General features: G+C 62.2%; 22 protein-coding genes and 4 tRNA genes. 17 read left to right on the forward strand and 9 right to left on the reverse strand.

The features are described from left to right. On the forward strand, window positions 1-333 hold the full coding sequence (locus PCO31010_RS04450; protein WP_150663139.1) for an Mpo1-like protein: 333 nt from the start codon (window positions 1-3) through the stop codon (window positions 331-333). Here PCO31010_RS04450 and PCO31010_RS04455 read toward each other — a convergent pair. After that, a complete protein-coding gene (locus PCO31010_RS04455) occupies window positions 330-1,724 on the reverse strand; it encodes a YihY family inner membrane protein (RefSeq protein WP_246184438.1) in 1,395 nt (464 codons plus the stop codon). The genes PCO31010_RS04450 and PCO31010_RS04455 overlap by 4 nt on opposite strands. A gap of 289 nt (window positions 1,725-2,013) precedes the next feature. Between PCO31010_RS04455 and wrbA the strand changes: the two genes are divergently transcribed. The 11 genes from wrbA to gudD all read left to right on the forward strand — a co-directional run bounded on the left by wrbA (window position 2,014) and on the right by gudD (window position 14,274). Further along, window positions 2,014-2,601: an NAD(P)H:quinone oxidoreductase gene (gene wrbA, locus PCO31010_RS04460; protein ID WP_039397667.1), complete on the forward strand. Its 588-nt coding sequence runs from the start codon at window positions 2,014-2,016 to the stop codon at window positions 2,599-2,601. A 37-nt stretch (window positions 2,602-2,638) separates the two neighbouring features. Continuing rightward, a complete protein-coding gene (locus PCO31010_RS04465) occupies window positions 2,639-3,091 on the forward strand; it encodes a DUF2069 domain-containing protein (RefSeq protein WP_150663140.1) in 453 nt (150 codons plus the stop codon). A 76-nt stretch (window positions 3,092-3,167) separates the two neighbouring features. Continuing rightward, window positions 3,168-4,589: an FAD-binding oxidoreductase gene (locus tag PCO31010_RS04470; RefSeq protein ID WP_150663141.1), complete on the forward strand. Its 1,422-nt coding sequence runs from the start codon at window positions 3,168-3,170 to the stop codon at window positions 4,587-4,589. Window positions 4,590-5,222: 633 nt separating this feature from the next. Then, window positions 5,223-5,609 carry a hypothetical protein gene (locus tag PCO31010_RS04475; RefSeq protein ID WP_150663142.1) on the forward strand — a complete coding sequence of 129 codons (387 nt, stop codon included), beginning with the start codon at window positions 5,223-5,225 and terminating at the stop codon, window positions 5,607-5,609. Between the two features lie 182 nt (window positions 5,610-5,791). Further along, window positions 5,792-6,316 carry a MerR family transcriptional regulator gene (locus tag PCO31010_RS04480; protein WP_150663143.1) on the forward strand — a complete coding sequence of 175 codons (525 nt, stop codon included), beginning with the start codon at window positions 5,792-5,794 and terminating at the stop codon, window positions 6,314-6,316. Between the two features lie 18 nt (window positions 6,317-6,334). Further along, on the forward strand, window positions 6,335-7,939 hold the full coding sequence (locus tag PCO31010_RS04485) for an MFS transporter (protein WP_150663144.1): 1,605 nt from the start codon (window positions 6,335-6,337) through the stop codon (window positions 7,937-7,939). Between the two features lie 96 nt (window positions 7,940-8,035). Further along, window positions 8,036-8,887 carry a M90 family metallopeptidase gene (locus PCO31010_RS04490; protein ID WP_150663145.1) on the forward strand — a complete coding sequence of 284 codons (852 nt, stop codon included), beginning with the start codon at window positions 8,036-8,038 and terminating at the stop codon, window positions 8,885-8,887. 153 nt (window positions 8,888-9,040) lie between these two features. Continuing rightward, on the forward strand, window positions 9,041-9,307 hold the full coding sequence (locus PCO31010_RS04495; RefSeq protein ID WP_150663146.1) for a type B 50S ribosomal protein L31: 267 nt from the start codon (window positions 9,041-9,043) through the stop codon (window positions 9,305-9,307). Window positions 9,308-9,626: 319 nt separating this feature from the next. Next, window positions 9,627-11,357 carry an ArnT family glycosyltransferase gene (locus PCO31010_RS04500; RefSeq protein ID WP_150663147.1) on the forward strand — a complete coding sequence of 577 codons (1,731 nt, stop codon included), beginning with the start codon at window positions 9,627-9,629 and terminating at the stop codon, window positions 11,355-11,357. A 12-nt stretch (window positions 11,358-11,369) separates the two neighbouring features. Further along, window positions 11,370-12,731 carry an MATE family efflux transporter gene (locus PCO31010_RS04505; protein ID WP_150663148.1) on the forward strand — a complete coding sequence of 454 codons (1,362 nt, stop codon included), beginning with the start codon at window positions 11,370-11,372 and terminating at the stop codon, window positions 12,729-12,731. Between the two features lie 214 nt (window positions 12,732-12,945). Then, window positions 12,946-14,274 (forward strand): glucarate dehydratase, encoded by a 1,329-nt coding sequence (gene gudD / locus PCO31010_RS04510; protein WP_150663149.1) that lies wholly within the window; start codon window positions 12,946-12,948, stop codon window positions 14,272-14,274. A 288-nt stretch (window positions 14,275-14,562) separates the two neighbouring features. Here gudD and PCO31010_RS04515 read toward each other — a convergent pair. The 7 genes from PCO31010_RS04515 to PCO31010_RS04545 all read right to left on the reverse strand — a co-directional run bounded on the left by PCO31010_RS04515 (window position 14,563) and on the right by PCO31010_RS04545 (window position 19,743). Continuing rightward, a tRNA-Asp gene (locus PCO31010_RS04515) sits at window positions 14,563-14,639 on the reverse strand. 99 nt (window positions 14,640-14,738) lie between these two features. Further along, window positions 14,739-14,815: transfer RNA gene (locus tag PCO31010_RS04520), tRNA-Asp, on the reverse strand. A gap of 98 nt (window positions 14,816-14,913) precedes the next feature. After that, window positions 14,914-14,989, reverse strand: a tRNA-Glu gene (locus PCO31010_RS04525). Window positions 14,990-15,158: 169 nt separating this feature from the next. Beyond that, window positions 15,159-15,234 (reverse strand) — tRNA-Ala (locus PCO31010_RS04530). Window positions 15,235-15,431: 197 nt separating this feature from the next. Next, window positions 15,432-17,588, reverse strand: a complete 2,157-nt coding sequence (gene pnp / locus PCO31010_RS04535; protein WP_150574667.1) for a polyribonucleotide nucleotidyltransferase — start codon at window positions 17,586-17,588, stop codon at window positions 15,432-15,434. Window positions 17,589-17,911: 323 nt separating this feature from the next. After that, window positions 17,912-18,181, reverse strand: a complete 270-nt coding sequence (gene rpsO / locus PCO31010_RS04540; RefSeq protein ID WP_039397648.1) for a 30S ribosomal protein S15 — start codon at window positions 18,179-18,181, stop codon at window positions 17,912-17,914. A gap of 287 nt (window positions 18,182-18,468) precedes the next feature. Beyond that, on the reverse strand, window positions 18,469-19,743 hold the full coding sequence (locus PCO31010_RS04545) for a branched-chain amino acid ABC transporter substrate-binding protein (protein ID WP_150663150.1): 1,275 nt from the start codon (window positions 19,741-19,743) through the stop codon (window positions 18,469-18,471). 154 nt (window positions 19,744-19,897) lie between these two features. Here PCO31010_RS04545 and PCO31010_RS04550 point away from each other — a divergent pair, with 154 nt between their 5' ends. The 5 genes from PCO31010_RS04550 (at window position 19,898) to PCO31010_RS04570 (ending at window position 22,317) form a co-directional block, all read left to right on the forward strand. Continuing rightward, on the forward strand, window positions 19,898-20,446 hold the full coding sequence (locus PCO31010_RS04550; protein WP_246184439.1) for a hypothetical protein: 549 nt from the start codon (window positions 19,898-19,900) through the stop codon (window positions 20,444-20,446). 16 nt (window positions 20,447-20,462) lie between these two features. Then, window positions 20,463-21,056, forward strand: coding sequence for a sigma-70 family RNA polymerase sigma factor (locus PCO31010_RS04555; RefSeq protein ID WP_150663152.1), 594 nt, complete (start codon window positions 20,463-20,465; stop codon window positions 21,054-21,056). After that, complete coding sequence (locus tag PCO31010_RS04560) at window positions 21,043-21,252, forward strand: zf-HC2 domain-containing protein (protein WP_150663153.1); 210 nt, start codon at window positions 21,043-21,045, stop codon at window positions 21,250-21,252. Before PCO31010_RS04555 ends, PCO31010_RS04560 begins: the two co-directional genes overlap by 14 nt. A 130-nt stretch (window positions 21,253-21,382) precedes the next feature. After that, window positions 21,383-21,739: a DUF4148 domain-containing protein gene (locus PCO31010_RS04565; protein ID WP_150663154.1), complete on the forward strand. Its 357-nt coding sequence runs from the start codon at window positions 21,383-21,385 to the stop codon at window positions 21,737-21,739. 98 nt (window positions 21,740-21,837) lie between these two features. Beyond that, window positions 21,838-22,317 (forward strand): DUF417 family protein, encoded by a 480-nt coding sequence (locus PCO31010_RS04570; RefSeq protein WP_150663155.1) that lies wholly within the window; start codon window positions 21,838-21,840, stop codon window positions 22,315-22,317. Between the two features lie 111 nt (window positions 22,318-22,428). On the opposite strand, the gene PCO31010_RS04575 is transcribed toward PCO31010_RS04570, so the two are convergent. Next, complete coding sequence (locus PCO31010_RS04575) at window positions 22,429-23,973, reverse strand: 2-isopropylmalate synthase (RefSeq protein ID WP_150663156.1); 1,545 nt, start codon at window positions 23,971-23,973, stop codon at window positions 22,429-22,431. Window positions 23,974-24,128: the final 155 nt, after the last annotated feature.

A 24,128-nucleotide genomic window follows, 5' to 3' on the forward strand; every position in this document is an offset into this window, starting at 1 on the left:
ATGACCGAGGGCCATGACCCCGCACCGGCATCACGAACGTTCGACCGGTTCGCGGACTTTTACCCGTTCTATCTCGGCGAACACAGGAATGCCACGTGCCGCCGACTGCACTTCGTCGGCTCGTGGGGTGTGATCGCTTTTTTGGTGACGTTCGCTGCGACGGGCAACGCGTGGTGGCTGCTTGCGGCAGTCGTTTGCGGTTATGCATTCGCGTGGGTCGGGCATTTCTTCTTCGAGAAGAACCGGCCCGCCACGTTTCGGCACCCCGTCTACAGCCTGATGGGCGACTGGGTGATGTTTCGCGACATCTGCGTCGGCCGTATCAAGCTTTAGCGCTTGCCCGGCGCGGGGGTCCAGTGCCGGACATCCTGCGTCGAAGACGCTTCGGTCCCACGGCGGGGGCCGGCATGCGCATCGCCTTCGTCCTCTACGTCCTCTACGTCCGCTACGTCCTGTATGTCCTCGTCCGACGCGTTCGCATCGGGTAGCGACGGATCGCGCGGCAGCGCGTCGACAAGCGGCACGTCCCACTTCCCCTCGCGCAGGATGTCGGCCACGTGCGCGCCGTCCAGCGCATGACGCTCCATCTGCCGGGCCAGTTCGTCAACATTGAGCGCCAGTTGGGCGACGAGCGGTGACAGCGTCGTCGTCCGAGGGTTCGCGAGCAGCAGCCAGCGCTCGGCGGGGGGTTGCATGGTCATGCGTCCGACCCACCCCATGCGTTCGAGGCGGCACAGCAGCTCGTTAGCGTGTTCAAGACCCGTGCGCATGGTGCGCGCCAGTTGCTGCGTCGTGTACCCCCCGCCACCGGCTTCACGATCCTGATTGAGCAGATGGATGAGTGTCAGTCCATCGAGCAAATCGCTGCCGGGGAAGCGCGGATATTGGAAATGTCCAAGGCGCAACGCGGGAAGGACCGATGTGATCGTGGCGCCCGCCAGTGCGACGAGCCACGACAGGTAGATCCAGAGCAGGAAGATCGGCACGGCCGCGAAGGCACCGTACACCGCCGTATAGGTCGGGAACTGCCGGATGTACATGCCGAAGCCGCGCTTGGTCAGATCGAACGCCAGCGCCGCCACCACGCCACCCACCAACGCGTCGCGCCAGTCGACCTTGCAGTTCGGCATGTAGACGTACATCAGCATGAACGCCACGCTCGTGAGTGCCAGCGGAATCAGGCTGAGCAGCGACGCCACGGCGGGTGGCAAAGTGCTCACCAGCGACATCGATTGCGTAAAAACATAGGAGCTGATCGACAGACTCACACCGAACAGCAACGGCCCGAGCGTGAGCAGGCTCCAGTAAATGAGCAGACGCTGGGCCAGTGGGCGCGGACGCGGCACACGCCAGATGACGTTGAACGCCGACTCGATCGTCATCAACGTCAGCACGGAGGTGAAGAGCAAGCCGATCAGACCGAACGCCGTCAGGCTCTTCGCTTTCGAGGCGAACTGATTGAGGTAATTGAATATCTGTGCGTTCACGCTCTCCGGCATCAGGTGTTCGAGCAGAAAGCCCTGAAGCGCGTCGCGAAACGAATTGAAGATCGGAAAGGCCGTGAACAAGGCGAAGGTCACGGCGAACAACGGCACGATCGACAGAATCGAGGTGAACGTCAGACTGCCCGCCACTTGGGGAATCCGGTCGTCCTGTGCCCGCGCAAGCGCGTACCTCAGCAATTGGCGAACGTTATTCCAGTTGATGCGGGACAGTTTGAACAAATCGGGCTCCTTACGAGGTAATACACAGGCACAACGAAATCACTACACACACGACGCAGGTACGGCAGCGTGACAAAAATCCGGCGACGGCGGCAGGTCGAACGCCATCCGCCGCCGCCCCTCCACCCAACAATCACGCCACCAGGAACGCCCTATAATACCCGCACTTTTCGCAGGCTTTTCACTCTGCACTCAGGGCTTTGGCAGCGTTGCCAGCGTGCTCCGGAAGATGGAAAGCCCGCGACTCCGGTCAACCGGCTCGCATTCGATCCTTCGCTCACTCGCATCAATGACTGAAATCCTCGTTTTGTACTACAGCCGTCACGGCACGACCGCACAACTCGCCCAATGCATTGCTGCCGGGATCGACAGCGTACCCGGCGCACAGGCGCGCGTGCGCACCGTGCCCGCCGTGTCGACGGTATGCGAGGCCAGCGCACCGGACATCCCGGACAGCGGCCCGCCGTACGTCGAATTGCGCGATCTGGAAGAGTGCGCGGGTCTCGCGCTCGGCTCGCCGACCCGCTTCGGCAACATGGCCGCTGCGCTGAAGTACTTTCTCGACGGCACCACGCCCCAATGGTTGTCCGGCGCGCTCGCTGGCAAACCCGCATGCGTGTTCACGTCCAGCGCGAGCCTTCACGGCGGTCAGGAAAGCACGTTGTTGTCGATGATGATTCCACTGCTGCACCACGGCATGCTGCTCATGGGGCTCCCGTACACCGAGCCTGCGCTCTCGAGCACGCGCACCGGCGGCTCACCTTACGGCGCGACGCACTTCGCACACGACGGCAACCCGCTCTCGGCGGACGAACGTCAGTTGGCTTCGGCACTCGGCGCAAGACTCGCACGCGCAGCCTGCAAGCTGGCAGAATGATCATTTCCCGCAGTAGTACAGGCCACGAGACAAGCCCATGACTGCCACACCGCCCGACCGTCAACACGACCTCCCGCGTGACGATGACCCGCATGTCGATGCCCGTCGGGCACCCGCGCCGAGCGACGCTCAGGGGTTGCGACGAGTAAGCATTGCCAGCTTGCTGGCGCTGATCGCGTTGTCGGTAGCCTGGGAACTGTGGCTGGCGCCGCTGCGTCCGGGCGGTTCGTGGCTGGTGCTCAAGGCGTTGCTTTTGCTCCTGCCACTGCGCGGCGTATTGCGCGGCAATCTGTATACGCTCCAGTGGTCGAGCATGTTCATCCTGCTATTCCTCGCAGAAGGCGTGGTGCGTGGCATGAGCGATACCGGCCCATCTGCCACGCTTGCCTGGATCGAGACAGCGCTGTCGCTGGTCTTTTTCCTCGCGACCGTCTTTTATCTGCGGCCTTTCAAGCGCGCTGCGAAGGCCCGGGCGGCAGCAGCGCGCTAGCGCGCTGCAATTCCCCGTCAGGCGACGCCCTCCCTGCTTCCCGTCTCAGCCTCGCGCCTTCGCCCGCCTTCACCCCATGAATCAAGCCGAATTCCTCACTGCGTGCCGCGACCTGCTGGGCCGCGATCATGTGCTGACCGAGTGCGCCGACACCGGCACTTACCTCACCGATCAGCGCAAACGGTACGTTGGCAACGCGCTCGCAGTCCTACGTCCCGCCGACGCCGCCCAGACCGCCGCGCTTGTGCGTCTGTGCGTCGCACATGGCGTACCGATGGTGCCGCAAGGGGGAAACACCGGCCTTGCCGGCGGCGCGACGCCCGACACCAGCGGGCGTCAGGTCGTGATCAGTCTGCGACGCCTCGATCGCATCCGTCAGGTAGATGCCGATAACCTGACGCTCACTGCCGAAGCCGGGTGCCTCCTCGCCAATGTGCAGGCCGCTGCGGCCGCAGCTGAGCGTCTGTTTCCGCTGAGCCTCGCGGCAGAAGGTAGCTGCACTATCGGCGGCAATCTGGCGACGAACGCAGGCGGCACGGCGGTGCTGCGATACGGCAACGCACGTGAGTTGTGTTTGGGTCTCGAAGTCGTCACGCCGCAGGGCGAGTTGTGGGACGGCTTGCGCGGCCTGCGCAAGGACAACACCGGGTACGATCTGCGCGATCTGTTCATCGGTGCGGAAGGCACGCTCGGCCTGATCACTGCGGCGACGCTCAAGCTCTTCGCGCAACCCGCCGCGCGCATGACGGCGCTCGCCGCGCTCGACAGCCCTGCCGACGCCCTCGCTTTGCTGAATCTTGCACAGCGTATGGCTGGGCCGTTGCTCACGGGCTTCGAACTGATGTCGGATTTCTGTCTGCAACTGGTCGCGCAGGTCTTCACGTCGCAGCGCTATCCGTTCGCCCAACCCTATGCGCAATCGGTACTGCTTGAACTCTCCGACAACGAGAGCGAGGCACACGCGCGCGACCTGTTGGAACGGGTGCTGAATGCGGCCATCGAGCGGGGCATCGTGCGCGACGCCATTGTCGCCAGCAGCCTCACGCAGTCGAATGCGCTCTGGCATCTGCGCGAGAGCATTCCGCTGGCGCAATCGGCTAAGGGTCTCAACATCAAGCACGACATCGCTGTGCCCGTCTCGCAGGTGCCCGCGTTCATCGCAGCGACCGACCCCATCGTGCAGGGCATTGCGCCCGGTGCGCGAATGGTGACGTTCGGCCATCTCGGCGACGGGAATCTGCACTACAACGTGATGGCGCCCGACGGCATCGACCCGGCCGCCTTCCTCACGCAATATCAGAGCCCCGTCACCGCCGCCGTCCACGACAGCGTGCATGCGCATCGCGGCACGATCAGCGCCGAGCATGGCCTCGGGCAGTTCAAGCGTGACGCGTCCGCCCATTACAAATCGCCCGTGGAAATAGCGCTGATGCGCGCACTCAAGTCAGCGTTCGATCCGCTCGGGCTGATGAATCCCGGCAAAGTGCTGCCCGGCTGAGCCGATCAGGACACCGCGACAGGCAATCGAAGCACTCGACGGCTACGCATTAAGAAATCGCCAATTTTTGAAGAAATGTCGTCAATTTCGCGACAAAACGCCGCGAAATCCCGCCATTTTCTTTACAGACGCGCACCAAATCCCTAGAATGGGTCCTTTCCAATTACGACGGAGTTTTCCGTGGGCAGTTGCTCTAGTAGCACGCAAGCGTCGGCAATGACCGGCGAGGCGTTGGCCCGGTAACCCGCAGTCGTCCCCGACTGCCGCTGCCGGTCTCAATGCCGCAGCGGTAGTGCACCGATCGCACCGAATCCCCATGACGTCAGCGTCATCCGAGACTTCGGCAAGCGATTCAGATTTCCCGCACCTATCTCCGCAGTTCAGCGTTTGTTTGACGGATGACGTCGCGTCATCCGGAACAAGGCACGCTTTTTAGCGCCGCCACGCAACCGACATGACATCGTCGGTCGCCCGAGGCGCAATCAAGCCTGCCGACGCTTGCGTCGAATTCATGTATCGCGTGACGTTATACGTATGCCTCCCGCGCCATCCGTGGCCCGGAAGCGGACTGCACACGATGCATCGCCAAGCCCCGGCATCCGCCGTCTCAGGCCCTTGAATCAGGAGGACACCATGACGCTGCAAATGCTTATCCCGTCGCTGTTCGATCGCGCTCGCACTCGCCTCGCACCGGCGTCTGCCACATCGAATGTCACGCCGACGCCCCACACCACTGCGTCGCACTCGTCGCCCCAGTACCGCCTCGTCGTGCTGACGCTGGCGTCCCGGGCAGACACCATCGACGCCACGGTGCGCAACGCCCTTCGCTCGCAGCGGATTTCGCCGGAAACGGCGACCCGCATCGACCGCTCCGGCGGCTACCTGCTGGAGCTCGACTACGTGTTGCGCTGCGACCGCAGTGGTCGCGCCGCGCTCGTACATCTTGTCTCGACGCTCGGCGACACCGCCGGCGTCCGCGCGATTCGCTGGGAAACGGCGCCGAATCTGGCGGCGCGCTAGTTTCCCCTACCCTCCAGCCTCCTCCCATCGGCCCGGTGAGCAGCGACGTCTCAGACGTCCACGCTCTCCGGGCCGATTGCATTTCCGCTCAGACGCTCTTAGTGATGCGCCACACCCAAACCTGTACGTTCACGTATAGGTTGTGATAAGATTCCGTCCATCATTCGATCGGAGGCACGTTCATGTCCGCAGATCTCTCATCGACCGTCCCCGGCGGCGCCACACCGGACGATGCGTCGCTGCTGACCGTCGGTCAGGCAGCTGCCGCGCTCGGTGTCACGGCGCGCACCTTGAAGTATTACGAGGAGCTAAACCTCGTCGTCCCCGCCCGCAGTGGCGGACGCTACCGCATGTACACGTCCGCCGATCTCGAAACCTTCGGGCGCATTCTTCGCATGCGCTCGCTCGGCTTCTCGATTGCCGCGATTACCGAAATGCTCAAACGTCCGCGTCGCATGGTCGAAGCGGGCAAATCGCGCATGAACGAGGAAGATCTGCAAGTCGTGCGGGACGCACTCACGTCGCAGCTCGACACGCTGCGCGAGCGCACCGCGCAGGTGCGTCGCGAATTGCGCGACGCCGAGACGTTGGAAGCCCAGATCCGTCACGACCTTCGCTACATCGAACAGCGCCTTCAGGGTGTACCGGCCGACGACTTGCTGGCTGAGCGCGCCGCCACAGCGCGCAAGACACCCCCGTCGCACTGAGTCACGCCAAGTCCGATCATGCCTCCCGCCGTGCCTCCGACCTCGTCCACAGCGCCGCCAAGCCCGCCGTCTCCGGGCAACACCGGTGGCGCGGACCCGCTGCGCCCCATGCGCGTCGAGGCCTATCGTTACGCCCTCGGCCTGATCCCCGGGCTGGAGTTCTTCGAGAACGCGCTCCTCGTGTATTTCGCCGTCTATGTTTCCGGCGGCGTCGATGCGTCCCCCAAAGAATTCGTATGGATGACCACGGCGTATGGCATCGCCTCGGTGCTCGCCATTCTTAAACAACAGTGGTTCGTCGAGCGCATCGGCTACCGCCGTTATCTGACGGCGTCGCTGCTGCTTTACGCGTGCGGCGCCGTGCTTGCCGGCACCAGCGAAAGCGTGACGCAACTCGTGATCGCACGCGCGTGTCAGGGCTTCTGCGCTGGCAGTTGGATGAGCTCGTGCCGGATCCTCGCGCAGGTGAGCGTGCCTGCCGAGCGTCGCGGCAAAACGGTCCAGACCTTCGCCCTGCTGCTATTCACCGGCTCAGCAGCGGCACCGCTCATCGGCGGCCTGCTCGTCTCCGAATACACCTGGCGCACGCTTTTTCTGTGCACCGCGCCGCCGGCCGTGCTGCTCGCAGGCCTTGCATGGTTCGCCATACCGGATGTCGGCCGCCTGCGCGACCGCGCCACCGGCGGCAGTTATCCGTTCGCACCATTCATGGCCTTTGCTCTTGCGATGGGTGCATTTCAGGTCGTGCTCCAGGAGATGCGTTACACGCTGTGGCTGCAAACGCCCGTGTTGCCATTGCTCACCGTCGTGGGCGTGGGCGCGCTGGTGTGGTTCGGCTATCACCAATGGCAGCATCCTGCGCCGTTCATCCGCTTGCAGCCGTTACGTCGACGCGAGTTCCAGGTCGGACTCCTGCTCTACGCGGCTTACTACTATCTGGCGAACACGCAGAGCTATCTGATGCCGCGGTTGCTGGAACAGGGGTTCGGCTTCACGGTCGAGCGCACCGGACAACTGCTTGGCTACTCCGCGCTACTCACCGTCATCCTGCTACTCGCCTACTTCCGTGTGGCGAAGTTCATCACGAACAAGAAGCTGCTGATCGTGAGCGGTTTTCTGATGACGATCGCCACCAGCATGTGGCTCGGCGCCATGCCACCGGACGCCGGGCAGTCGCAGCTTTACGGCGTTCTCGCGCTCAAGGCGGTGTTCGGCATTTTCACCGTCTTGCCGGTGGCGAACCTCACGTTCCGCACCTTCGATCACGAGAGTTTCGTGCACGGATATCGCCTCAAGAACATTCTCCGGCAGCTCTCCGGCTCGTTCGCCGTCTCCACCATCGTCGCGTTCGAGCAGCACCGGGAAGCCCTGCATCGCACCCGGCTCACGGAAGTGGCCAATCCTTACAATCCGATCTTCACGCAGACGCTGGAGTCGCTCGCGAATGCGCTCACGCATGCGGGCGTTGCCGCTTCGCAGGCGCAGGGTGCGGCGCTCGCACAGATTGCCCGGATGATCGAGCGGCAGGCGTCGTTTCTCTCGTTCATCGACGGCTTTCATTTCATTGCCATCGTGGCGTTGTGCGGTGCGATTTTTGCGGCAATTCAGAAGCAGCTAAATTAGAATCGTTACGTCATTGCTCTTCGCGCGGCTGCGTTGCACACTGCGATCCATCGTATGAAGAGGTCGCGGCGGCACCCGCGCCCGGCCACGCCCGTTATGCTCAAGACTCTGTTCGCCCGCCTGGGACTTTCCCAACAAGCCACGTCCATTGAAGACGACGTCTGGCGCGAGGTCGTCAACGCCTTGCCGTTTCTTTCCCGACGCAGCACCGCCGATCTGGAAAAGCTCCGCGCACTGGCGGCCGACTTTCTGGCGGGCAAGCATTTCTCGACGACTCACGACCTGCCGCTGACGCAAGCCATGTGCGTCTCGGTCGCCGCGCAGGCCTGCCTTCCGATTCTGCATCTGCCACCAGCGCTGTATCGCGGATGGACCGGCATCGTGCTCTATCCCGGCGAATTCCTGATTCGCAAGACGGTTCAGGATGAAGCGGGCATCGTGCACGACGTCGAACAGGAAGCCAGCGGCGAAGCGTGGGAAGGCGGCCCGGTGGTGCTGTCGTGGCAGGACGTTCAGGCAAGCGACGTGCTGGCGTACAACGTCGTGATCCACGAGTTCGTCCACAAGATCGATATGGAAGGCGGGGAAGCGGACGGCGTGCCGCCCATGCTGCGCCGTCTTCATGGCGACCTGACGTCCGAAGCATGGTGCGATGTGTTCGACCCGGCGTACGAGGAGTTCTGCCACCATGTGGCGAACGTGCCCGACGAGCATTGGAACGCCTTCGCCTCGACGTCCCTGCTCGATCCCTACGCGACGGAACACGAGTCAGAATTCTTCGCCGTCTGCGCTGAGGCATTCTTCGTCGCCCCCGAGGCCTTCCAGCGCGAGTATCCGGCCCTGTACATGCTCTTTTCGCGCTATTTTCTGCAAGATCCCGCCGCCCAGGCGGCATCTGCGCCGGACACCGCCGCCGCCCCGCCGGACGGGCCCGCCGCAACCCCATGAAAACTTTGCGAAAGTTGTTGTTTTCATGGCATAATGCGCGTTTTCCAAATCCGGAAAGTGGTTGGCGCGTTTCCCGTCAATACAGCGACGGCGATAGCGTTAGCGGGCAAGGGGCTCGCGCAGACTGGCTACCGACTTAACTCAAGGTGCACCATGAAAGAAGGCATTCACCCGAATTACCGCGAAGTCCTGTTTCGCGACATGACGCCGGGCGTCGACTTCCAGTTCGTCTCGCGTTCGACGATCAACACGAAGGAAACGGCCGAGTTCAACGGCAAAGAGTACCCGCTCGTGAAGCTGGATACCTCGTCGGCATCGCACAACTTCTACACCGGCGAAACGCGCATCATGGATGCTGAAGGTCGCGTGGACAAGTTCCGCAAGAAGTTCGGCACGCGCGCCGGCGGCAAGGCAGCGTAAGCTTCATCGGCTACGCGCCGTACAACGCGATGCGGGACCGGACAGGCGTTTGCCGGTCAGCGCATCAGGGACAAGATCCCGACGTTGTGAAAAGCATTGGAAAGGGGCAGCTCAGGCTGCCCTTTTTTCTTGGGCCTGCGCTGCGCCAAGTCGTCGGTTACTGTCATACTGTCGGCTTTTCAGGGTGCCACGCGTTTCCCCTTAGGTCTGCCCTGAGCGTTGGTCACGGTTTCACCCCGAGCATCGCCCCCGAGCCAGTTCCGGCTCAGCCCCTCAGTCTTTCCGATCCGGCTGCCCTGCCGATCCTGTCGTATCGCCTATGAAACGAGTTCGCATCACCGCCTCCGCCACCAGCGCGCTACCGCGTTCGCTGTTGATCGCCATTTGCGTCATCTATGTGCTGGCGGGGTTGTTCGGTCGCGATCCGTGGAAAAACGAAGACGCCGCAGGCTTCGGCATCATGTGGACGATGGCGCACGGCCATCTGTCCGACTGGTTGTTGCCGAACATCGCTGGCAAACCGATTTACGACAACGGCCCGCTCGTCTCGTGGCTCGGCGCACTCTCCATCCGCGCCTTCTCGTGGCTCGATGCACCCGACGCCGCCCGCATCGTCACGGGCCTTTGCTTCTACGTCACCTGCACGTTCATCTGGTACGGCACCTATCTGCTGGGCCGCCGCCCGGAAGTGCAACCATTCAAATACGCTTTCGGCGGTGAACCGGAACCGCGTGACTACGGTCGCACCCTCGCCGATGGCGCGTTGCTGATTCTGCTGGCGTGCTTCGGTCTGGCCGAGCGCGGCCATGAAACGACCGCCACCGTCGGGCAGCTCACGCTGATCTCGATGGCGATCTACGGCTTGGTACGCAGTCTGGATAAGCCGCGTCAGGGTGCCGTGTGGTTTGGTCTGGCACTCGGCGGGATGGCGCTGGCGTCGTCCCCGCTCATGACACTCTCGCTGTGGCTCGCAGGCATGATCGCGGCCGTGGTGTGTCGTGCGCTTCCGCTGCGCATGCTGTTGCTCGTCTCCACCCCGATCACTCTGCTCATCGCCTGCACGTGGCCCCTCGCAGCCCTCAAATTTGCCGAAGGTGCGCGCCGCTGGCTCGGCGAGTGGGCCGATATCGGGATGGATGCTTTCAGCGGCCCCACGATCGCCTCGCTGAGCTACATCGCCAAGAACCTGGCGCTGTTCGCGTGGCCTGCGTGGCCGCTCGCGGCGTGGTCGCTGTACTCCTGGCGCGGCATGCGACGCGCCCCGCACATTGCGATCTCTCTCGTCTTCGCCATCACGATCCTCGTGCTGATCGTGCTGCAAGCGCATCAGGGCAACCAGCTCTTCATGCTGGCCCTGCCTGCACTCTCGATCATCGCCGCCTTCGGTCTGCCGACGCTCAAGCGCGGCACCGTCAACGCCATCGACTGGTTCGCCGTGCTGTCGTTTACCGTGCTGGCCGGCTTCGTATGGATCGTCTGGCTTGCAGGCATTACGGGCTTTCCTGCATCGACGGCACGTAACCTGCGACGCCTGGTGCCCGGTTTCAACCCGGAATTCAGCTGGATCACGCTGATCAGCGCGCTGATCGTCACGGGCGCCTGGGTGGCGCTGGTGGCATGGCGCGTGTCGCGTAGCCCGAAGGTGCTGTGGCGCAGCGTGGTGCTGTCCTCCGGCGGCACGACGCTGATGTGGGTGTTGCTCATGACGCTCTGGCTGCCGGTCGTCAACTACGGCAGAACGTATCGCGACGTGGCCGCGCAGATTGCGTCCCATTTGCCTGCGGACTACACCTGCATTCGCACGGCACGGGTGGGCGATGCCCAGCTCGCGTCGTTCGCTTACTTCGGCAAGATGCGCTTCGGTTCGGCCGATGACGACTGCGACGTGCTGCTGCGCCAGGATTCGCAGGACTACAGCGAACCGCTCTCGCTCGCGCCTTATGAGTGGCGTCAACTGTGGGAAGGCCGTCGCGCAGCCGACCGTGACGAACGCTTCCGCCTTTACGTCCTGCAAGAGCGCCCGTGGCGTCGCGCGGCGCGTCCGCGCTGATCGTCCGACACCATGTGGCAAGACATCAAACGCATTGCCGCGCTGGCATGGCCAGTGCTGGTCGGCCAGTTGGCGGTCATCGCCTTCGGGGTGATGGACACCGCCATGGTCGGCCGTGCCTCGGCCTTCGACCTCGCGTCGCTCGCACTCGGCGGCTCGATCTACATCACCGTGTACGTCGGCCTGATGGGCATTCTCGTTGCCCTCTCCCCCATCGCCGCGCAGCTTTACGGCGCGGGTGAGCGCATCGCCATCGGCGAGGAAGTGCGTCAGACGTTCTGGCTCGCCCTGTTCCTCGCGGTGCCCGGCTTCCTCGTGCTATCGCATCCGCAATTCATCCTGCGACTCTCCGAAGCGACGCCCGAACTCGAGGCGCGCGCGACCGCCTATCTGCATATCCTCGCTTACGGCTTGCCGGCGGCCATGCTGTTTCGCGTGTACTCGTCGCTCTCGACGGCCGTGGCGCAACCGCGCATCGTCATGATGATTCAGGTGACGGGACTGGCGCTGAAGGTGCCGCTGAATCTCGCGCTGATCTACGGCGTAGATCGACTGGGCATTCCGGCGCTGGGCAGTACCGGGTGCGCCATCGCCACGACCGCCATCAACTGGGTCTCCTGCGGCCTCGGACTGCTGCTGATGGCGCGGCATCCGAAGCTGCGCGAATTCGGCGTCTTTACGAAGTTCTGCTGGCCGCAGTGGCAAGCGATTCGCGCACTGCTCAAACTCGGCGTGCCGATGGGCTTGAGTTACCTCATCGAAGTTACGGCCTACTCGTTCATGGCGATCTTCATCGCCCGACTGGGCGACGTCACGCTTGCGGGCCATCAGATCGCCGCGAACCTCGGCGCGCTCATGTACATGCTGCCGATGTCGATCGGCATCGCAACGGCAACGCTCACCGCGCAGGCCATCGGCTCACGCGACTACAAGGCGGCGCAACTGGTCGGACGGCGTGGCGTCGAGCTGGCCGGGACGTTGGGATTGCTCGTGGCCTTGCTGATGTGGCTCGGCCGACCGCTGGTGCTCGCCGCCTACACATCGGACCCGCTGGTCGCCGCCGTCACCGCGCCGCTGCTGACCATCGTCGCCTTCTATCACATCTTCGACGCCCTTCAGGTGAACGCCGTCTTCGTCTTGCGCGCATGGAAAGTTGCGGTCGTACCGACCGTCATCTACGCCCTGTCGCTATGGGGCGTGGGATTGGGCGGCGGATACGTGCTCGGCTTCGACGTCGGCGGCCTCTCGCCCGCCTGGCTTCACGGGGCCACCGGATTCTGGGCCGCCAACAGCGCGAGCGTTGCGGTCGCCGCCATCGGATTGCTGATGTATCTGCGCTGGGTCGTGCATGTCAAAGGCACGGCGACGGACTGAATTCAGGCCAAGTTGTACGACAACAAAAAGCACTACGCACGCACGCCCCCTCCCTCCCAACTTCGTCGACTGACAGCTTCACTCGGCCGATACTTCAAGAAAACGGGTATACCCGCAAAGGCAATCTCCGGAACTTTCCATAGAATGTTGTCTGACGACATACAACAATATGTCATCCTCTTCGTTCCCTTTGGTCTGATCAACGTTCCCTGCCATGAGCCGAACCCCCATCGTCACCGAATTGCGCGTTGTTCCCGTCGCCGGCCGCGACAGCATGCTGCTGAATCTCAGCGGCGCACACGGGCCTTTCTTCACCCGCAACCTCGTCATCCTGACGGACAGCGCCGGGCATACCGGCGTTGGCGAAGTGCCTGGCGGTGAGTCAATTCGCAAGACGCTGGAGGACGCACGCCCCTACGTCGTCGGACAATCCGTCGCCAACGTTCAGGCAATTCTCGGTCAGACGCGCCGCGTCTTCGCCGACCGCGATGCGGGTGGACGTGGCCTGCAAACCTTCGATCTGCGCACGACGATCCACGCCGTGACCGCACTCGAAGCCGCGCTGCTGGACTTACTCGGTCAGCACCTGGACGTGCCCGTCGCCGCCCTGCTAGGCGAGGGACAGCAGCGCAGTGAAGTCGCGATGCTCGGGTATCTGTTCTTCATCGGCGACCGCAATGCCACCGATCTGGCCTATGCCGACAATCGCGGCGCACGCGACGACTGGGAGCGCGTGCGTACGGAAGTCGCCATGACACCCGATGCCGTCGTCAAGCTGGCCGAGGCAGCACATGCGCGTTACGGCTTTCAGGACTTCAAGCTCAAAGGTGGCGTGCTGGAGGGCGACGCGGAAATCGAAGCTGTCACCGCCCTTGCAAAGCGCTTCCCGCAGGCACGCGTGACGCTCGATCCGAATGGCGCATGGTCGCTGGCCGAGGCCGTGCGTCTGTGCCGCGATCAGCACGACGTGCTGGCGTACGCAGAAGATCCGTGCGGTGCAGAAAACGGCTATTCGGGTCGTGAAGTGATGGCGGAATTCCGCCGCGCGACAGGGTTGCCGACGGCCACCAACATGATCGCGACGGATTGGCGTCAGATGGGCCACGCGATTCAGTTGCAGTCCGTGGACATTCCGCTCGCCGATCCGCATTTCTGGACGATGCAGGGCTCGGTGCGCGTCGCGCAGATGTGCCACGAGTGGGGACTGACGTGGGGCTCGCACTCGAATAACCACTTCGATGTGTCGCTTGCGATGTTCACCCACGTGGCGGCGGCCGCGCCCGGCAAGATCACTGCCATCGATACCCACTGGATCTGGCAGGACGGTCAATACCTGACGCGCAACCCGCTGCAAATCGTCGGCGGCAACGTGCAGGTGCCGACCGTTCCGGGTCTGGGGGTGACGCTGGACATGGACGCCGTCGAGGCCGCCCACGCGCTGTACCTCGAACACGGCCTCGGTGCGCGCGACGACAGCGTTGCCATGCAATATCTTGTGCCGGACTGGAAATTCGATCCGAAACGCCCTTGCCTGATGCGCTGATTCATCGGCATTTCTCGCTTCTGTCAGTGCATCTTTCGGAGCGTCGTAAGCTCAAGATCCCGACGCTCTGTCACCGCCCGGTCGCAATGCGCACGAACTGCGAAATTTCAAAAAACGACGCGAAAAATCCGCAAGGCCATTAAAGGGGGAATCAGAAGAGGAAAAATCGGTATCGAAACCTTCGGAATGCCTCATTGCGAGACCCTGCGATACCTGTGTGATGCTCGATGGACGAGTGATTTCGGACATAAAAAAAGCCCAGGCGGTTAAGCCTGGGCTTTCTTCGTTTGGCGGAGCGGACGGGGCTCGAACCCGCGACCCCCGGCGTGACAGGCCGGTATTCTAACCAACTGAACTACCGCTCCAAACTTGCTACAGCATTGTGATGTCACTCACTTTGCTTTCCTGCTAGTTGTCCGGCATTGCTGCATTTTCATGCGCATATCACCGAACTTCGTAGGTTTTGGCGGAGCGGACGGGGCTCGAACCCGCGACCCCCGGCGTGACAGGCCGGTATTCTAACCAACTGAACTACCGCTCCAAAACCGACAAAAAAACCCGCCTAACTTTCAGCGGGCTTTACGCCACAAACTGCCTGGCATTTTTAAACTGATACCGACTCGCTACCGGCACCAATTCTGGCGTCCCCTAGGGGATTCGAACCCCTGTACTCACCGTGAAAGGGTGATGTCCTAGGCCTCTAGACGAAGGGGACAAAATCGTCAAAACTTTGTCTGTTTCGCTACTGCTTACTGCATTTCGCGAAGAACGCTATTCTAAACAACATTTCTTCGCTTGTGAAGCTTTATTTTCAAGTTTTTTGCATCGTTTTTGCAAGAATCTTGCTCTTTCGACGCAGCCTGAAAATCAAGCTTCTGAATCCGTGGTGGAGGTAAGCGGGATCGAACCGCTGACCTCTTGCATGCCATGCAAGCGCTCTCCCAGCTGAGCTATACCCCCCGAACAGAGAAATGAGATTCTAATGACAAACCCATTTCCTGTAAATACCCTCCTCGCATTTTTTCCGCATTATTTTGCGAATCCGTGCGAAAGATAAAAAAACGGCGACTCACAAGAGTCGCCGTCTTCTTTATCGCGGTCATGGCATGTCGTCGCGGCACGCAATCGCGCCGCCCGGCTTCATGCCAAGGCCCGATTTACTGGGCGTCGCCTTCGCGCTTGACCAGCAGTGCACCGCCTTGCTTCTCTTCTTCGGTCAGTGCCTTGTGCGACAGACGCAGACGACCCTTGTCGTCTTGCTGGATCACCTTCACGCGCACGGCCTGACCTTCCTTGACGTACTCGTTGATGTCCTTGATGCGCTCGTTGGCAATTTCCGAGATGTGCAGCAGACCGTCCTTACCCGGCAGCACCGAGACGATGGCGCCGAACTCAAGCAGCTTGAGCACGGTACCGTCGTAGACCTGGCCGACCTCGACTTCCACCGTGATCAGCTCGATACGACGCTTCGCTTCGGCAATGCCTTCGGCGCTCGGGCTGGCGATGGTCACCACGCCGTCGTCCGAGATGTCGATGCTCGTGCCGGTCTCTTCCGTCAGCGCGCGGATCACCGAACCACCCTTACCGATCACGTCACGGATCTTTTCCGGATTGATCTTGATGGTGACCATGCGCGGTGCGAATTCCGACAGCTCCGTACGCACGCCCGACTGGGCTTCCGTCATCTTGCCGAGGATATGCAGACGGCCTTCCTTGGCTTGCGCCAGCGCGACCTGCATGATTTCCTTCGTGATGCCCTGGATCTTGATGTCCATCTGCAGTGCGGTCACGCCATTCGACGTACCAGCCACCTTGAAGTCCATGTCACCCAGGTGATCTTCGTCGCCGAGGATGTCGGTCAGCACGGCAAACTTGTTGCCTTCGAGGATCAGGCCCATGGCGATACCGGCGACCGGCGAGGTCATCGGCACACCGGCGTCCATCATGGCGAGGCTACCGCCGCAGACCGATGCCATCGACGACGAACCGTTCGACTCGGTGATTTCCGACACGACACGCACGGTGTAACCGAAATCGTCGGCACCCGGCAGGCACGCGACCAGCGCGCGCTTGGCCAGACGGCCGTGACCGATTTCGCGACGCTTGGGCGAACCCACGCGACCCGTTTCGCCCGTCGAGAACGGCGGGAAGTTGTAGTGCAGCATGAAGCGATCGCGGTACTCGCCTTGCAGCGCGTCGATGATCTGCTCATCGCTCTTGGTGCCCAGCGTGGCCACCACGAGTGCCTGCGTTTCGCCACGCGTGAACAGCGCCGAACCGTGGGCACGCGGCAGCACGCCAGTGCGGATCGAGATCGGACGCACGGTGCGCGTGTCGCGGCCGTCGATACGCGGCTCACCAGCCAGGATCTGGCTACGGACGATCTTGGCTTCCAGATCGAACAGGATGTTGCCGACTTCGATGTCGTCCGGTGCCGCTTCGCCCTTGGCAGCCGCAGCTTCGCCCAGCTTGGCGATCACGTCGGTGCTCACAGCGCGCAGTTGTTGCGTACGCGCTTGCTTTTCACGCGTCTGGTAAGCCGCGCGCAGTTGGCCTTCGGCCAGCTCGCCCACTTGCGAGATCAGTGCGTCGTTCTTGGCAGCCGGGGCCCATTCCCACTCGGCCTTGCCACCGTCGCGCACGAGTTCGTGAATCGCGTTGATGGCCGTTTGCATTTGCTCGTGACCGAACACGACTGCGCCCAGCATCACGTCTTCCGGCAGCTCTTGTGCTTCCGATTCCACCATCAGCACAGCTTGTTCCGTACCGGCGACGACCAGGTCGAGCTTCGACTTGGCGATCTGCTCACGCGACGGGTTGAGCACGTACTGGCTGTCGACGTAGGCAACGCGTGCGGCACCGACCGGGCCGTTGAACGGCAGACCCGAGATGGCCAGCGCGGCCGAAGCACCGATCAGGGCCGGGATGTCGGCCGGCACTTCCGGGTTCAGCGAGACGACCTGCACCACCACCTGGACTTCGTTGTAGAAGCCTTCCGGGAACAGCGGGCGGATCGGACGGTCGATCAGGCGCGACGTCAGCGTTTCGTTTTCCGACGGACGGCCTTCACGCTTGAAGAAGCCACCCGGGATCTTGCCGGCGGCGTAAGTCTTTTCAAGGTAGTCAACCGTCAGCGGGAAGAAATCCTGGCCAGCCTTGGCCTTCTTCGCGCCCACGACCGTGGCGAGCACGACGGTATCGTCCATGTCGACGAGCACAGCACCGGATGCCTGGCGAGCGATCTCACCGGTTTCCATGCGAACCGTGTTTTGTCCCCATTGGAAAGACTTGACGACTTTATTGAACATTTGCACTCCTATATCGAATCGCGCGAATGCAGCAGCGGCGCGATATCGCTGCCGGGGTGATCCCGACGCCTTACAGGGGGGAGTGTTATGCCATTCCAGCGTAGCCCGCTGCGAAAATCCGCCAGCGCGCCTCTGAGACGACCCTGGAATGACACAAGCCCTGCTTGCCGACGAGGCCCCGTAAATCGGTAACGGAGACCGGAAACCCGGCGCAACCGCCGGGCTGATCGTCCCGAAAGGCGCTCTCAGCGCATCGATCGGGTACCGCCCAAAAACAAAATGCCTGCATCAGCACGCTGATACAGGCATCTCGTCGTAATCGTAATCGCTTACTTACGCAGGCCCAGCTTCTCGATCAGGGCGCGGTAGCGGTCTGCATCCTTGCCCTTGAGGTAGTCGAGCAGCTTACGACGACGGCTCACCATGCGCAGCAAACCGCGGCGGCTGTGGTGATCCTTCATGTGTGCCTTGAAGTGCGGGGTCAGTTCGTTGATGCGCGTGGTCAGCAGCGCAACCTGAACTTCGGGGGAGCCGGTGTCATTGGCGGCGCGGGCGAATTGCGCCACGACGTCCGACTTCTTGATATCTGCGTTCGACATTTTCTTTCCTTTGGATATACACGCGGTCACGGAAGAATGGCCGTGCCGTGAACTTACAAAAACATGTACGTTGCCGTACATAAACAAAACTGCAAGTGCGCGATTATACGGGAACCGGCATCACGACGCCACTTTTTTCCGCGCTTTGCCGCAACAGGCGGGCCTGCAAGCCCCCTCGAACCGCTCAAAACGCCAATTTCGGACGAATAATCCGGAGAAATTCGTCAAATTATCTAAAAAATCACGACCAATCGACCTTCCCAGCCGCCGTCAAGGCCGACCGTCGGTCAGCGCTGACGCGCCATCCGGCACGTGCTCGGCAGCGCCACCTTGTTCATCGGCAGCTCCATGACAGTCCGGAATCCGTAGCCCGAGCCCTCGTTATCGAACTTCACGCCCGGCTCGCCCGCGCGACGCATTACGGAGACGTACAGCGGCTCGATCATCTGATGGTCGTTCGCCCGCATCCATGCATCGGCCGGTGCCTCACGCACGCGACGGTTTTCGAGCGCGCGCGCAACCGTCGTCACATCCGTAGTCCCCGCCTGTTCGAGCGCCGCGGCAATCATGTCGACCATCACGCTCATGCGCAGCAGTGGGTAGTCGTCGCGCGCCTCCGGATAGCGCGCGCGGAACGCCTTGTAGTACGCGTCCGACGCCTCACCCCCGACATTCGGATGCCACTCGGCCACCGCATACACGCGTCCGACACCGGCATCGCCCAGCGCCGCCGGGGCACCGAGCGCGTTGCCGTAGAACGTGTAGAACTTGAGCTCCATGCCCTGCTCTCGCGCAGCCTTGACGAGCAGCGTCAGATCGTTACCCCAACTGCCCGTGACCACGGTATCGGCGCCGGCCGCGCGGATACGCGCCAGATACGGCGTGAAGTCCTTCACACGACCCACTGGGCTGAACTGTTCGCCCACGATCTGTACGTCGGGACGCTTGGCGCCGATCATCTGGCGAGCCAGTGTGGCGACCTGACGTCCGAAGCTGTAATCCTGATTGAGCAGATAGACCTTCTGAATGCTGTCGTCTTGCTTGATGGCTTCGGTAAGCGCCTGCATGCGCATCGCGGCGTTGGCGTCGAACGCGAAATGCCAGAAGCTGCACTGCTCGTTGGTCAGTGCCGTATCGACGGCGGAGTAGTTGAAGAACAGCATGCGCTGGCCCGGCTCACGCGCATTGCGCTTGTTGATGGCGTCGATCAGTGCCGACGCCACCGCCGAACTGTTGCCTTGCAGGACAAACGGGATACCGAGATCCCCTGCCGCCTTGAGTTGCACGAGACTGTCTTCAACTGCGCCCTTGCTGTCGAACACTGTCAGTTCAAGCGGATGTGCGCCGTCGCGCAACTTCACACCGCCACGCGCGTTCACGCGATCGATCGCGAAACGCAGATTTCGCTCGACCATCGCCCCCGCATTGCCGAAAGGCCCGCTCATTCCCTCGATGAGGGCGAGCCGAATCGGCGGCGCAGCATCGGCCACGCCGGTGGCGGCCAGCAGGCCCAAAGTGCACAGCACCGCGCAAACACGCGCCCGCAATACGTGAGATTTCATCGAGGCCTCTAGAACTGTCCCGGCGCGAATCATAACTGCCGCCACCCGCCCGGGCAAGCCAAGGCACCCCACGATGGGGAACGGTGGCGGTATGCTATCAGCAAGCCACCATCGCCCATATTTTGGGCAAATCCCCACCCCCATGAGGCCAACCATGACGTATCGTTTCCCCGTGATTATCGACACCGATACTGCGTCGACTCGAGCCATCCGCTGGGCCGCTGCTGGCGTGCTCGCGTTGTCGTTGACGGCCTGTATCACGCCGTCGTGGCAACAATTGCCGGCCTCGGCGTCTCAGGCGGAAGTGCAGGCGCAATTGGGCAAGCCCAAAGAGGTCTATCCGCTCGCGCCCGGCGTCACACGCTGGCTCTATCCGACGAAGCCGTTCGGCGAGGAAACGATTGCCGCCGACTTCGATGCTCAGGGTCGGCTGCTGCATGTCGCGCAGGTGCTGTCGACGCAGGAGTTCAACAAGGTCGAAATCGACAAATGGACCAAGACGGATGTGCTGCATCACTTTGGCGAGCCTGTCGAGACTTCGGCTTTCCCGCTGATGAAGCGCGAAGTCTGGACGTATCGCTTCAAGCAGGACGACGTGTGGTTCTCGATGATGAACTTCTATTTCGACGCCGACGGCATCGTCAAGACCACCCAAATCAGCCCGGATCCGCTGCACGAGAAACGGGATAACAATCTGTTCTAAGTCAGGAGGGCGCCCTATTCCCGCGAATTCGTATCTGGACCACGCGTATCTCGCGGAACTGCGTCGCGACCTGCTGCGCTTTGCCAGGTTGCAATTGTGCGACGAACATCTGGCAGAAGATGCTGTTCAGGAAGCGCTGACGGCGGCTTGCTCGCCATCGAGCGAATTCTCCGGGCGCTCCCAACACAAGACGTGGGTCTTCGCGATTCTGCGCAACAAGCTGATCGATACCATGCGAGCGCGACGCCGCATGATCAACGCCTCGTCTCTCGAGGGCGACGCCGATGAGAACTCCGTGTTCGATCGCGAGCTTTTCGACGAGCGCGGCCATTGGAACGATCATGCGCGCCCACGCGCCTGGCCTCGCCCCGAGACACTCGTCGCCCAGCAACAGTTCTGGGCATTGTTCGACGGGTGCCTGAACACCCTGCCCGAATCCACGGGTCGCGTGTTTTCCATGCGCGAATTACTCGACATGGACATCGCCGAAATCTGCCGGGAACTTGACCTCGATGCCAATCATTGCAGCGTATTGCTATACCGCGCGCGCACTCGCTTGCGCACTTGCCTTTCGGCCAAAGGACTGGAAGCCAACGATGCCCTTGGGTAACTGCGCCAATGTCACACGTTCGCTCTCCGACAAGCTCGACCGGCCGTTGACCGCGCTTGAGAGCGCTCATGTGCATGCGCATCTGCTGATGTGCGCGGGGTGCCGCGCGTACGCAGCGCAAATCACTACGCTGCGCGCCATATCGCGCCGCGTCGCCGGTTATGCCGATGTCGCTGCAACGTCGCTTGATAATTGACGATCAGTAGAAATTTTTTCGTCACCCTGTCATATCCGGCGTCCCCCGACGACTAAACGGTGCGATCGACAGCCAATGTGCTGCGCGATTGAACTTTTCCACCCACGCTTATCGTTTGGAGATAGCTACCATGAAGACGTCCATTCTCTCGGCTGCCGCGCTTGCCATCCTCAGCGTTTCGACCGTCGCCCTTGCCGCCCCGCAGAGCGGGCTGACGCGCGAACACGTCGTCGCCGAACTCAAGGCACTGCAAGGGGTCGGCTATCACGGCGGCACCGACCATACCCGATATCCTGCCAACCTTCTGGCAGCAAAGGCGGAACTGGCAAAGCGCGAACCGGCACCCACGCAAACCGCAACTGGCGTTGCCACTGGCGACGCCATGCCAGCACCGGCCTCGGGCATGAAATCGGGTATGAAATCCGGAATGAAGCGCGCAGCCTATGGTGACGCATCGCTGCACGAGCGCATCTATCGCGGTCAGTAAGTCATCGATCAGAAGTCACTCGCCGCCGAGTCGGCGGCGAGCGGAGGATACCTCTGCGGACTCCCCGGAAGACGGGACTAATTTCGGAGTCGCCCCCCATGCATTACTCTCAGATGAAATGCCCTGCTGCGGCTCGGCTGGAGCGTCTCGCATACCACTTCGCGCTTTACAGCGTCGTCGGCATCTTCATCGGCTACGGCATCCATAAGTTCACCGAACGCGAAGCGGCCGCCATTTTCCCGCTGGTCAGCCAACATCCGCTGCTGGGTTGGCTCTACCTGGGTCTGAGCGCACAGACGGTGTCCAACCTCGTCGGCTGCTTCGAACTCGCCTCGGCGCTGGCCATGGCGCACGCGGGTAACCTGCGTGTGCGTCTGGCAGGCAGTCTGGGCGTGGCGCTCACCCTGATCGTGACCGTCTCGTTCCTTGCGACGACACCGGACATCCGCGGCGGCACCTTCGGTTTTCTGATCAAGGATCTGACGCTGCTGGGTGTCGCCCTGCTGGTCGCGGCACGCACATTCGCGCAGGGCCGCGAGCAGAACGTCTACAGCCAGTATCATTCGGCGCTCAGATAGCAAAAATGCCCGCCCCTGACGTGCAGGGTGCGAGCATTTTCAGCGTCGGCGGCGAAGCAAACGCCCTCGGCCGATGGATCGATCGACCGGATCGACCGAGTCTACCGGCGATTACGGTGTGAGTTGCGGATTCAGCTTCTCAGCCTTCGAGTACAACTTGTTGAGCGCCGACAGATAGGCCTTGGCCGATGCCGCAACGATGTCCGGGTCCGTACCGACCCCGTTCACGATACGGCCCGCCTTCGACAGACGCACCGTGACTTCCCCTTGCGACTGCGTGCCGGTCGTGATGGCGTTGACCGAGTACAGCAGTTGCTCCGCACCGCTCTTCACCTGCGATTCGATGGCATTGAGCACGGCGTCGACCGGCCCGTTGCCGTCGGACTCGCCCACGAGCTCCTTACCCTGCGCGGTGAACACTACACGCGCGCTCGGACGCTCACCGGTCTCGGAGTGCTGCGCCATCGACACGAGGTAGAAGTGCTCGTTGCCTTCGGCCTGCGCTTCGTTCGAGACGATCGCGAGAATGTCCTCGTCGAAGATTTCCGACTTCTGATCGGCGAGTTCCTTGAAGCGGGCGAACGCCGCATTCACGTCCTGCTCCGACTCCATCTCGATGCCCAGTTCTTGCAGACGCTGCTTAAACGCGTTACGGCCCGAGAGCTTTCCCAGCACGATCTTGTTCGCCGTCCAGCCCACGTCTTCCGCGCGCATGATTTCGTACGTATCGCGCGCCTTGAGCACACCATCCTGGTGGATGCCCGACGCGTGCGCGAACGCATTGGCGCCCACGACGGCCTTGTTCGGCTGCACGTTGAAGCCGGTGATCTGCGAAACGAGCTTCGAGGCCGGCACGATCTGCGTCGTATCGATGCCGAGTTCCAGTCCGAAATAATCCTTGCGGGTCTTGAGCGCCATCACGACTTCTTCGAGCGATGTATTGCCTGCACGCTCGCCCAAGCCGTTGATCGTGCACTCGATCTGACGCGCGCCGCCCAGTTGCACGCCCGCCAGCGAGTTCGCCACGGCCATGCCCAGGTCGTTGTGGCAGTGCACCGACCAGACCGCCTTGTCCGAGTTCGGCACGCGCTCACGCAACGTACGCACGAGCTGGCCGTAGAGTTCCGGTACGCCGTAGCCGACGGTGTCTGCCACGTTGATGGTCGTTGCCCCTTCGTTGATCACGGCTTCGAGCACGCGGCAAAGGAAGTCCAGATCCGAGCGGCTGCCGTCTTCCGGCGAGAACTCGATGTTGTCGGTGAACTGACGCGCATAACGCACGGCAAGCTTCGCCTGCTCGAACACCTGGTCCGGGCTCATGCGCAGCTTCTTCTCCATGTGCAGCGGCGACGTGGCGATGAACGTGTGAATACGTGACGAATTCGCCCCCTTGAGCGCTTCGGCGGCCCGTGCGATATCGCGGTCGTTAGCGCGTGCGAGCGAGCAGACCGTGCTGTCCTTCACGATGCCGGCGATCGCTCGAATCGCCTCGAAATCGCCGTTCGAGCTGGCCGCGAAACCGGCTTCGATGACGTCCACGCGCAGTCGCTCCAGTTGACGGGCGATGCGGATCTTCTCGTCGCGGGTCATCGACGCGCCCGGCGACTGTTCACCGTCGCGCAAGGTCGTATCGAAAATGATCAGCTTGTCGGCCATGATTTGCTCCTGTGGGGATTTCGTAGGGTTCGGTATTTTTTGATATCAGTGCGCGGCGCGTGCAGGCATGGCCGGCCCGAAGGCGGAGAAACAGCATGGCATCAGTGGCACCGCAAGTGACGCCGTGTGCGACGCCAGAAGCGACGCCAAGCGGT

The sequence above is a fragment of the Pandoraea commovens genome (genome assembly GCF_902459615.1).
Lineage (GTDB): Bacteria > Pseudomonadota > Gammaproteobacteria > Burkholderiales > Burkholderiaceae > Pandoraea > Pandoraea commovens.